We start from the raw sequence: 9,910 nt of genomic DNA on the forward strand, positions 1-9,910 counted from the left end.
GCCGGAGCCGGCAGCCGATGCGACACCATGTACAGCGCCAGTATCGTGGAAGGAGAGGCATCATGAGACTGAACAACCTCCGAATCGGGGCAAGACTCACTCTGGGATTCGGAATCATATTGGCGATCCTGGTCGCCATGATTGCCCTCTCTACTGTCTTGAACATGCAAAACAAAGCCACCTTGCGGAATGGCTTGAATGTCGCGACAGAAAAGAGCATGCTGGCCTCCATCATGAAGAGCGCTACGCTCGAAATTGGCATCGCAATGCGCAACATCGGCCTGCAATCGGATCTGGCGGCCATGAAAGATCAGGAAAACAAGGTCAAGGCGCAACGCAAGCGCTATGACGATGCGCGCGAAAAACTGCTGTCGATTGGACTCAGCGCCAATGAGCGGAAAATTATTGATGATCTGACCAGCATGGACAATGAGGTGGCCGGGGCTTTTAAGCTTGCGGTTCAGCAGGTTGGCGCATTCAACAGCGAGGCTGCGGCCAAGACAATCGCGGAGAAAATCGATCCGGTCAGCCAGCGCGCCCTGGCGGAATTAAGCAAACTGGTTGATATCCAGCAGAATGCGGCCAAAGACATGCTGGATGGCTCTGATGCCTCTGATAAGCAATTGCTGATGGTCATGGTCGGCTGTGGTGCTGCGGCGCTGATTCTTGGCATTGTTTGCGCGTATATCATCACACACAGCATTACCCGCCCATTGCATGATGCAATCGCATTGGCGGCGCGGGTTGCAGATGGGGAACTGACGGCCCAGGTGAATGAGGCCGGCAAAGACGAAGTCGGCGACTTATTACATGCGCTGCGCATGATGGTGGAAAGTTTGGTGCGTACTGTCTCCGAAGTCAGGGCCGGCACTGATACGATTACGATTGCTTCGCGTGAAATCGCCTCCGGCAATGCCGATCTGTCCGCCCGCACCGAAGCGCAGGCAAGTTCGCTGGAAGAGACCGCCAGCTCAATGGAAGAATTAACCCATACCGTCAAGCAGAATGCCGACAATGCGCGGCAGGCCAATCAATTGGCTTTTTCCGCCTCGGCGGTGGCCGCCAAGGGTGGCGATGTGGTGTCGCAGGTTGTGGAAACGATGGGCGCAATCAAAGAGCGCTCCAGCAAAATCGTGGACATTATTGGCGTGATTGATGGCATTGCGTTTCAAACCAATATTCTGGCGCTGAATGCGGCTGTCGAAGCCGCCAGAGCCGGGGAGCAGGGGCGCGGCTTTGCCGTGGTGGCGTCTGAAGTGCGCAGTTTGGCGCAACGCAGCGCCAGCGCCGCCAAAGAAATCAAGTCTTTGATTGGCGACTCTGTTGAAAAAGTCGATCTCGGCGCCCAGCTGGTCGATGAAGCCGGTCAAACCATGAATCTGATTGTCAGCTCCGTCAAGCAAGTGGCGGACATCATGGGAGAAATCACGTCGGCCACACAAACCCAAAGCGCCGGGATTGAGGAAATCAATGTTGCGATTTCCCAAATGGATGAGATGACGCAACAAAATGCCGCACTGGTTGAACAAGCCGCCGCCGCCGCTGAAAGTATGGAAGAACAGGCGCATATCCTGCATGAAGCGGTCAGAGCGTTCAAGTTGAATGCAAACGCGCAAAATGAGGCAATCGCTAAACACATGGAACAACATAAGCACACGCATGAGGTGCGCCAGCAAATGCGGGCGCAACGGCAATCCGCCCAGGCTGCTGCGCCCAAAAGGCTGGCGGCAAGCAGCCCTCCCAAACATGCCAGTTCACATGACGACGGCTGGGAAGAGTTTTAAGTCTTGAACACATAACTGCCCGGCGCCTGCTGCAAGACCCGGCGCGCCGGCAGTCTGCGCGGCTTCTTTTGCCCGCTGGAATGCGCCGCCAGCCAAGCTGACCATGCCGGCCACCAGGAACCGGCTTTGCTTTCTGCCTGGCTGCGCCATGCTTCTGTCGCCACGGCCTTGTCCTGTTCCAAATGCATATGTATTTGATAGCTGCTTTTAGGATTGCCCGGGGCGGCAACGATCCCGACATTATGTCCGCCACTGGCGAGCAGAAAACAAACATCGGTTCGCGTCAGCCGCACAATCTTATACACTGATGGCCAGGGCGAAACCTGATCTCTGACTGTGCCAACGACAAACATGGGCAATCTGATATCAGAGAGTGAAACCGGGGCCCCTTCAACCTGATATTTACCCTCAGCCAAGGCATTTTCCAAAAAGAATTGATGTAAATATTCGCCATGCATGCGCGCTGGCAAACGCGTCACGTCGGCGTTCCAAGCCATCATATCGTTGCCGGCGTCCCGCACTCCCAGCCAATACTCGCGCACACGCTTATTCCATACCAAATCACGCGAATTCAGAAACTGAAATGCGCCAGCCATTTGCGCACCGCTCAAGTATCCGCTTTCGGACATGACGTCTTCCAGCATATCCACTTGACTGTCATCAATCAGCACCCCCATCTCGCCCGGCTCGCTGAAATCTGTTTGCGCCGCCAGCAAGGTGACACTGGCCAAAGGCGCCATGCGCGACGCATCCTGCACCTGTTGTGTGCGAGCCAAGGCGGCGGCGGCGATCGACAGCAAAGTGCCGCCCAGGCAATAGCCGGCGCTATGCACTGCCACGCCCGGTTCAATGCTGGCGATGACTTCCAGCGCAGCAAAAACCCCCATCTGCAGATAGTCATCCATACCCAGGTCGCGATCAGCCGCGTCCGGGTTATTCCATGACAGGATATATACCTGATGGCCTTGCTGCAGCATATAGCGCACCATTGAATTCTGCGGCGACAAATCCAGGATGTAATACTTCATGATCCAGGATGGCACGATCAGCAATGGTTCTGCATAGACTTGAGCAGTCTGAGGGCTGTAGCGGATCAACTCAATCAAGTGATTGCGATACACCACCGCGCCGGGCGTCACCGCGACCTCTGCGCCAGGCCGCCAATCTGATTGCTGAGGGTCATAAGCCGGTTTTTGCAAATCCTCCAGCCAATTTTGTTTTCCCTGCCACAAACTGGCGCCGCCGCTTTCCAGGGCGCGGCGCCAGATATCCGGATTACACCAGGGCAAATTACGCGGCGACCACATATCAAAGGCCTGGCGCAGAAAGAAGCGATTCATTTCCTGATGATGGTTGGATACACCGCGCACCTTGGTTGCCTCTTGCAGCCAGGATTGCCAGAACAGCCAGAATTGCTCACACTCCTCGCCCCAACTTTCCGTGCTTTTCAGCGCGGCTGCGGAAGTGGGCGCATGCTGCAGCCAATTCTGCATTTTCCGCATAGCGTCCAAACCCAGTTCCATCTGCCGGCCCGGTGAACTGGCCAAATGCAAACCCCAATCCATGCCAGCCAAGGTCAGCGCCACCGGCTCCAATCCGGCGGTGAAGGCCGCCACAAATGCATGCAAACTGCGATCCAGTTTGACTGTAGGGCTTTGCTCTGGCGCTGCACTGATAAATTCCGCACTGATGCTATTCATATTCACTCCGCTTGAAACTCAGATGCCATATTGCAGCAGATGACGGTTCAATAATTGCGCCAAGGCTGCCGAAGCGCTTGCGCTGCGCGGGCCTGCGCTGTCATCACACAAAATCACAGGAATACGTGCGCCCAGCACCAGCCCGCTATGCATAGCGCCGGCCTGCGTTTGCCACTGACGCGCCAATAAGTGCGCGCTCTCCAGATCCGGCGCCAGAAGGATGTCAACCGCGTCCTCTGCCGCTTGCGACAGGACTTGCCCCAAATCCAGCGGCCCATCCAGATCGGCGCCAGATATCTGACCACGCTCCGCCATTTTGCATAATGCGGCGGCGTCCAAGGTCGAAGGCAGATTGATATTGATCGTGTCTTGCGCCGCCAAGATGGCCACCTTTGGCGTCGGCACACCGTATGCCTGAGCCAGACGGATGGCATTTTGCACAATATCGGCTTTGATCATCAGATCCGGGGCGACATTGATGCCGGCGTCAGTCAAGAGCAAGGGCTGCAAACGTCCAGGCAAATCAAAGCGCACGATATGGGAGAGGCGGTATTTGCTTAGCAAGGCCGGGCGCGCCAACAAGGCATGCATCAACTCCTGCGCTTGTACGCTGCCCTTGAATAAGGCGGCAACTTGCCCGCTTTGCGCCATATCCAAGGCCAATTCGCAAGCAGCGTGGCTGTGCGGGGCATCATGGATAGGCAAATCACGGATATCCAGGCCGGCCGCCTCGGCTGCTGCCAGGATTTTGGCGCGCGGCCCCACCAGGACGGGCTGCAGCAAACCCAGTTCGCGCGCATCCAGCGCAGCTTGCAAGCTGAAGCCATGGCAAGGATGGACAAATGCGCAGCTTAATGCCGGCCAGCCTTTAACTTGCGCCAACAAAGCTTGCCAGCGTGCGTGCGGGTCAAATAATTGCAATTGCGGCATAGCAACCCGTGGCCGGCGCACTTTGCTGACCGGCGCAATTACCACAGCAGTGCCGCTGATCACCGTTACGCCTTGCTGATTAGCGATTTGGCAATCCAGTGTGACACGTTTTTTCTGATCATCCCGCGCCACTACGCTGGCCTGCACGGTGAGGGTGTCGCCGATCCGCATAGGCCGTAAAAAACGCAGGCTTTGTTCAACGTAAATTGTGCCCGGCCCCGGAAAACTGGCGCCCAGCAAGGTGGAAATCAACGCGCCGCCCCACATTCCGTGCGCGATGACGCCATGAAACAGCGTGTTTTCCGCATATTCGGCATCCACATGCGCCGGATTGACATCGCCTGAGATGGCGGCGAAGGCAAGAATATCGTCCACGCTTAAGCGCCGCACCAGACACGCCGAGCGGCCAATGGTCAAATCGTCATAGGTGATGTTTTCAATGAATTCGCTGCTGGCTGGCGCCTGATGCATATCAACTCCGGGAGAAATGCGGATAGCTGATTGTAAGCGGTATGCCGCGCCGCCCCCATAGTCCACACGCTCTAGTCCATTCAGCCGTTCAGCTCTCGTCCTCATCCTGCGCGGGGCGGCCCTGGCTGCGCATCGTCAAATCCGCCAGCATTTCCATCAATTGCGCAAAGCGCTGCTGACCCGGTTGCAAACGATCCACTTGCAACAGCACATCGCGCGCTTCCTCCGCCAAAGACGCTTCAAATCCATGTTTTTGCATATAAGAAATCATGATTTGCGCGCAATTGAACAACACCCGCAAATTGGTCGGCAACTGCTGTCGCGCATTGCGCATCCACTCCACCGCCTCCGGCAATTTGCCGGTTTTCCACAGCAACACGCCGCGATTCATCAAATCCGAGGCCTCTTTGCGGGAAGCGGCAATGATGCTGGCGCCCTCTTCCCCCATGCGCGCTTTTTCAAAAATCTCTTGCACTTCCTGCAACATCAAATCGTTGTCATGATTATTGCGAATGATCTCGGACAACAAAATAACCGGCGGCTCTTTGACCCCCACGGCAAACATCAGGCGCGCCATATCCAGACAAATCGGCGGCGCCGGACGGTCGGTGGTGGTGGCCAGCATTTCCCCCAGCTCATCGCCGGCGCGGCGCGCTTTGATATAGTCGCCGCTCTCGTGATACACCAAGCCTTCGGTAATTTTGGCGCGCAATTTCACCTGCTCGGTGTGATATTCCTTTTGCACCGCAGTCAACAAGGCAAGCGCCTCTTTGGTGTCGCTTTTCTGCCCGCACACGCGCGCCAACCCGAGCTGGGCGTCCGGGCTTTTGTAGATCGAAAATTCACTCATGGACAGACATTTGCGGAACGCCCGCTCGGCCTGCGCCGTGTTCCCGACTTTCATCGCCAATTCGCCCAGACTGCGTTGACGCTGCACGGAATTGGGGGATAACTTGGCCGCCGCCTCAAGGATTTTAGCGGCATCATCGAACTGTCCCATTTGCTGATATGTCGCCGCCAGCTGATCATAGGCGTCAATAAAGTAGCGGTTTTCATTGATGATTTCACGAAACATATCGCGCGCCACATGAAACTCGCCATTCTTCATCTTGATCTTGGCCAGGCCGGCGCGCGCCCAGATAAAGTCGCGCACGCCCAATACCCGCTCATACACTTCACGCGCCTGCTCATACTCACCGCTTTTAATCAGCAACATTGCTTTCATACGCAACAAATCCAAGGCATGCACCCGTGTTGCGTCCCCTTTCACGTCACATAATTTGGCGGCACGTAAATAATCTTTTTCCAGATAGGCCTGGTCAATCGGGCGAAACACCTGCTTGCGATGCCAGGCGCGGTTTAAACGCGTTAACAACACCTCTTCGGTAATCGGTTTGATCAGATACGCATCCGGCTGCAGCTCGGCGGCCCCCATCACGGATTCGACACTTTTTTCCGCAGACACCACAATCCACACCACAGTGGGCCGCACCAATTCGCGCAACTTGGCTTCTTCCAGAACCTGCTGGCCGTTTTTGCCCTGTCCCAGGTTGTAATCGCACAGCACCACGTTATAGCGGGTCTGTTGCAACATCATGATGGCTTCGCCGCCGCTGCCGGCTTGATCAACGAAACGGGCGCCAAGATTACGCAAGCTTTCGCGCAACAATTGACGCATGCCCTGAAAATCATCGACCAGTAAATAGTGCTGATTTTTCCAATCCGGCAGTTTGGCGTTGGCAGCTTCGGGGCCGGGTTTGGCGAATTGATGGGACATGGCGCCTCCTTCGTCTATGGCAAGCGCAAAACAAAACAGCCGCCGCCGAGCCGACCGCCATTCTCCAGCCGGACGCTACCGCTGCGCCCGCGATTTTTGTGCATTTTCGCCACTTCGCTGGAAAAATACAGTCCCAGTCCTGTGCTGTTGTTGGCGAAACTGACGCCTTGCGCCCGTCCGCATAAAGCCGCATTGCCACGCTCCAGCATGCCCGGCGGATAGCCTTCGCCATTGTCTTCGACACGGATTTCCAGCTCCTCGCCCTGAATCCGCATCAGCAGCAGAATCTGATCTTTGGTGTAATGCACGGCGTTATTAATGGCATGACTGACGACCCCCAGAATCAAGTCTTCATCGAAATACCAATCCTGTCCGGGATCGATATCGATCTCCAATGTGATGTGTTTGGAAGCGAGCAAGACTTTATTTTGCGCCTGCACCAGTTCAACAAAATCGCCCAGCCAGATGCCCTGCGGATCGTAGGGATAGCCAGGTTTGCCGACCTCTTTATACAGTGCGAGTAATTGAATCAGATTATTATTGAGGCGCTTGGCCTCGTACAGCATGTGCGCCATCTGCGGGTAAGACTGGGCGTCTTTACCGGCTTGATCCACCAGCAAGCGCTCCAGAGTGCAGCACAGCACGCTGATTGAATTTTTCATGTCATGCGCGGTGGAAGCCAGAAACATAAACAGTTCAGGCTCTTCCCGCGTCAACTCCTCGTCTGCGCCATCCATATGCTCTGCCTCCGTGCTGGTAGGGTGAACGGCTGCACTGGCGGCGACAAATGGGGGCGCTGACAGTGCCTGTTGCGCTTGCGAGTCTATCTTAGCCGGAAAAGCGCAGTGTGGAAATTGGCAGGCAGGTAAAGATGTAAAAAAACAAAAGGCGAACCGCAGTCCGCCTTTTGTCAAACAGGATGCGCTGAAATCAGAAGTTGAAGCGCGCGCCCAGGGACACGATGTTGGCTTTGCCGCCGTTGCCGTCAACCTTGCCAAAGCTTTCCAGCTCCAGGGTGATCGCTGCATTCTTGGTCAGGTGGTAGGCGGCGCCCACTGCTGCGTACAGATCCGTCTTATTGCCGCCGCCGGAAACGCTCACGCCCAAACCGCTGCCGCTCACGTCGGCTTTATTGCGCGCCACGCCCAGCTTGCCATACACGGAGAATTTGTCATTGATCGGCGCAGTGCCGCGACCGGCCAGGTAGAAGGAGGATACTTTCACTTCAGCAGAGCCGGTGGCCGCGCCGGAACTGAAGGTGGTTTTGGCGGAACCGAAGTCAGCGTAGCCGCCTTCGAGCGCCAGGTGCGGGGTAAATTCGTAACCGCCAAAGATTTTGAAGCCGGTCGGTTTGTCGCTGGTGGAGGTGACATTCGCGCCCACAACTTCGATCGAATAATTCGATTTTTCCAGCGCCACGCCGGCGTATGCGCCTTCAGCGTGTGCGGACATGGAAACAGCGGAAGCGCCAGTGATGAGTGCAGCGATCAGGATTTTTTTCATTTGGATTACTCGCAAAAAGTTAAAGAAGGCTGGCAATTTGCAATGCATTGCGCAAAGACTCAGCCGCTTTGCTCATGAAACTCTGCTCGTACCGGAGTCCCATTACAAAATAGTTGATGACGCAAGGTAACACCAGGAAAAAACAGGGTGTGAGGAGAAACAGTAAGAAGTGTTGCAAGCCGTAACTGACTTGCCAGTCAGATACTTTAATGCTACCCGGGGTAGCGCATTTTGCAACTGGCGGCGCGCGCCATCCTGCATGCTACACTTGGCGCTATTCCAATCTTTTCTCTACTTCCCTTATGAACGTCGTCATTCTTGCAGCCGGCATGGGAAAACGCATGCAATCCGCGCTGCCTAAAGTTTTACATCCGCTGGCCGGCAAGCCGCTGGTGCAACATGTGGTGGAAACCGCACACAGCCTGGGCGCACAGCACATTTGCGTGGTGTATGGTCATGGCGGCGATCTGGTGTGTGAACGCCTGACAAAAGCGTGTCCCGATATTCCACTCAATTTCGCATTACAGCAGCCGCAACTCGGCACCGGGCACGCGGTGCAACAAGCTGTGCCCCATCTCGGGGACAGCCCCTTGACGCTGGTGCTGTATGGCGATGTGCCGCTGATTTCCGCGCAAACCCTGCAAGCCTTGTTGGCGGTCGGTGCGCCGGATCGCTTGGCCTTGCTGACGATGGAAGTGGCGGATCCGACAGGCTTGGGCCGGATTGTGCGCGACCAGGGCGCGATCCGCCGCATTGTCGAACATAAAGACGCCACGCCGCAGGAATTGCAGATCCGTGAAATCAATACCGGCATCATGCTGATTCCAACCGCGCATCTGGGGCCATGGCTGGCCGCGCTGAAAAACGAAAATGCGCAAGGCGAATACTATTTAACCGACATCGTGGCGCAAGCGGTGGCGCAAGGCTTGCAAGTGGCCTCGGCCAGCGCACAAGCTGAATTTGAAATTCTCGGCGTCAACAGCAAGCAGCAATTGGCCCAGCTGGAGCGGCTCTACCAGGCGCATCAGGCGCAAACCTTATTGGCCGCCGGCGTCACGCTGATGGATCCGGCGCGCCTCGATATCCGTGGCAAACTGCGCTGCGGGCGCGATGTCAGCATTGACGTCAACTGTGTGTTTGAGGGCGATGTTGAGCTGGGCGAAGGCGTGCAGATCGGCGCCAATTGCGTGCTGAAGAATGTCAGCATCGCCGCCGGCGCCGTAATCCATCCCTTCTGTCACCTGGAAGGCGCCATCGTCGGAGCCGGCGCGCTGGTCGGCCCGTATGCGCGTCTGCGTCCCGGTGCGGAGCTGGCGCAACAAGTGCATATCGGGAATTTCGTCGAAGTCAAAAATGTGCAAATCGGCCCCGGCAGCAAAGCCAATCATCTGGCTTATCTGGGCGATGGCGAAGTGGGCGCGCGCGTCAACATCGGCGCCGGCACGATTTTCTGCAATTACGATGGGGTGAATAAATTCCGCACCGTGATTGAAGATGATGTCTTCATCGGCTCTGACAGCCAGCTGGTGGCCCCGGTGCGGGTCGGGGCCGGAGCCACGATTGGCGCCGGCTCCACCATCACGCAAGATGCGCCCGCCGGCAAACTCAGTCTGGCGCGCGGTCGTCAAGTCACCATTGAAAGCTGGCAACGGCCACAGAAAAAGCCGAAAGCCTGAGCCAGCGGCACATCAGCGCCCGGCCCCGGCGCAAAAAAGAAAAAAGCCACACTCCGCAAAGAGTGTGGC

Annotated in this window: 7 protein-coding genes; 2 read left to right on the plus strand and 5 right to left on the minus strand. The window is 56.4% G+C overall.

Annotated elements, in window-relative coordinates; all coding sequences use genetic code 11:
- Positions 1-119: 119 nt before the first annotated feature.
- Positions 120-1,784, plus strand: a complete 1,665-nt coding sequence (locus V8J88_RS21995) for a methyl-accepting chemotaxis protein (RefSeq protein WP_338846406.1) — start codon at positions 120-122, stop codon at positions 1,782-1,784.
- Here V8J88_RS21995 and V8J88_RS22000 read toward each other — a convergent pair.
- The 5 genes from V8J88_RS22000 to V8J88_RS22020 form a co-directional block, all read right to left on the minus strand.
- Positions 1,781-3,484 carry a poly-beta-hydroxybutyrate polymerase N-terminal domain-containing protein gene (locus tag V8J88_RS22000; protein WP_338846407.1) on the minus strand — a complete coding sequence of 568 codons (1,704 nt, stop codon included), beginning with the start codon at positions 3,482-3,484 and terminating at the stop codon, positions 1,781-1,783. The two genes, V8J88_RS21995 and V8J88_RS22000, sit on opposite strands and share 4 nt — an antisense overlap.
- An 18-nt stretch (positions 3,485-3,502) precedes the next feature.
- On the minus strand, positions 3,503-4,885 hold the full coding sequence (locus tag V8J88_RS22005; RefSeq protein WP_338846408.1) for a bifunctional enoyl-CoA hydratase/phosphate acetyltransferase: 1,383 nt from the start codon (positions 4,883-4,885) through the stop codon (positions 3,503-3,505).
- Positions 4,886-4,973: 88 nt separating this feature from the next.
- Positions 4,974-6,662, minus strand: a complete 1,689-nt coding sequence (locus V8J88_RS22010; protein ID WP_338846409.1) for a tetratricopeptide repeat protein — start codon at positions 6,660-6,662, stop codon at positions 4,974-4,976.
- A gap of 14 nt (positions 6,663-6,676) precedes the next feature.
- On the minus strand, positions 6,677-7,399 hold the full coding sequence (locus tag V8J88_RS22015) for a HAMP domain-containing sensor histidine kinase (RefSeq protein WP_338846410.1): 723 nt from the start codon (positions 7,397-7,399) through the stop codon (positions 6,677-6,679).
- A gap of 193 nt (positions 7,400-7,592) precedes the next feature.
- Positions 7,593-8,213 carry an outer membrane beta-barrel protein gene (locus V8J88_RS22020; RefSeq protein ID WP_338846411.1) on the minus strand — a complete coding sequence of 207 codons (621 nt, stop codon included), beginning with the start codon at positions 8,211-8,213 and terminating at the stop codon, positions 7,593-7,595.
- 254 nt (positions 8,214-8,467) lie between these two features.
- Here V8J88_RS22020 and glmU point away from each other — a divergent pair, with 254 nt between their 5' ends.
- A complete protein-coding gene (glmU, locus tag V8J88_RS22025) occupies positions 8,468-9,841 on the plus strand; it encodes a bifunctional UDP-N-acetylglucosamine diphosphorylase/glucosamine-1-phosphate N-acetyltransferase GlmU (protein WP_338846412.1) in 1,374 nt (457 codons plus the stop codon).
- The last annotated feature ends 69 nt before the right edge of the window (positions 9,842-9,910 follow it).

Source organism: Massilia sp. W12 (assembly GCF_037300705.1).
In the GTDB taxonomy this organism is placed as follows: Bacteria; Pseudomonadota; Gammaproteobacteria; order Burkholderiales; family Burkholderiaceae_D; genus JACPVY01.

Bases quoted from the DNA above. Each gene is read 5' to 3' on its own strand.
- V8J88_RS22010 (WP_338846409.1), bottom strand. From the start codon at position 6,662: ATGTCCCATCAATTCGCCAAACCCGGCCCCGAAGCTGCCAACGCCAAA.
- V8J88_RS22020 (WP_338846411.1), bottom strand. From the start codon at position 8,213: ATGCATTGCAAATTGCCAGCCTTCTTTAACTTTTTGCGAGTAATCCAA.
- V8J88_RS22000 (WP_338846407.1), bottom strand. From the start codon at position 3,484: ATGAATAGCATCAGTGCGGAATTTATCAGTGCAGCGCCAGAGCAAAGC.
- V8J88_RS22005 (WP_338846408.1), bottom strand. From the start codon at position 4,885: ATGCATCAGGCGCCAGCCAGCAGCGAATTCATTGAAAACATCACCTAT.
- glmU (WP_338846412.1), top strand. From the start codon at position 8,468: ATGAACGTCGTCATTCTTGCAGCCGGCATGGGAAAACGCATGCAATCC.
- V8J88_RS22015 (WP_338846410.1), bottom strand. From the start codon at position 7,399: ATGGATGGCGCAGACGAGGAGTTGACGCGGGAAGAGCCTGAACTGTTT.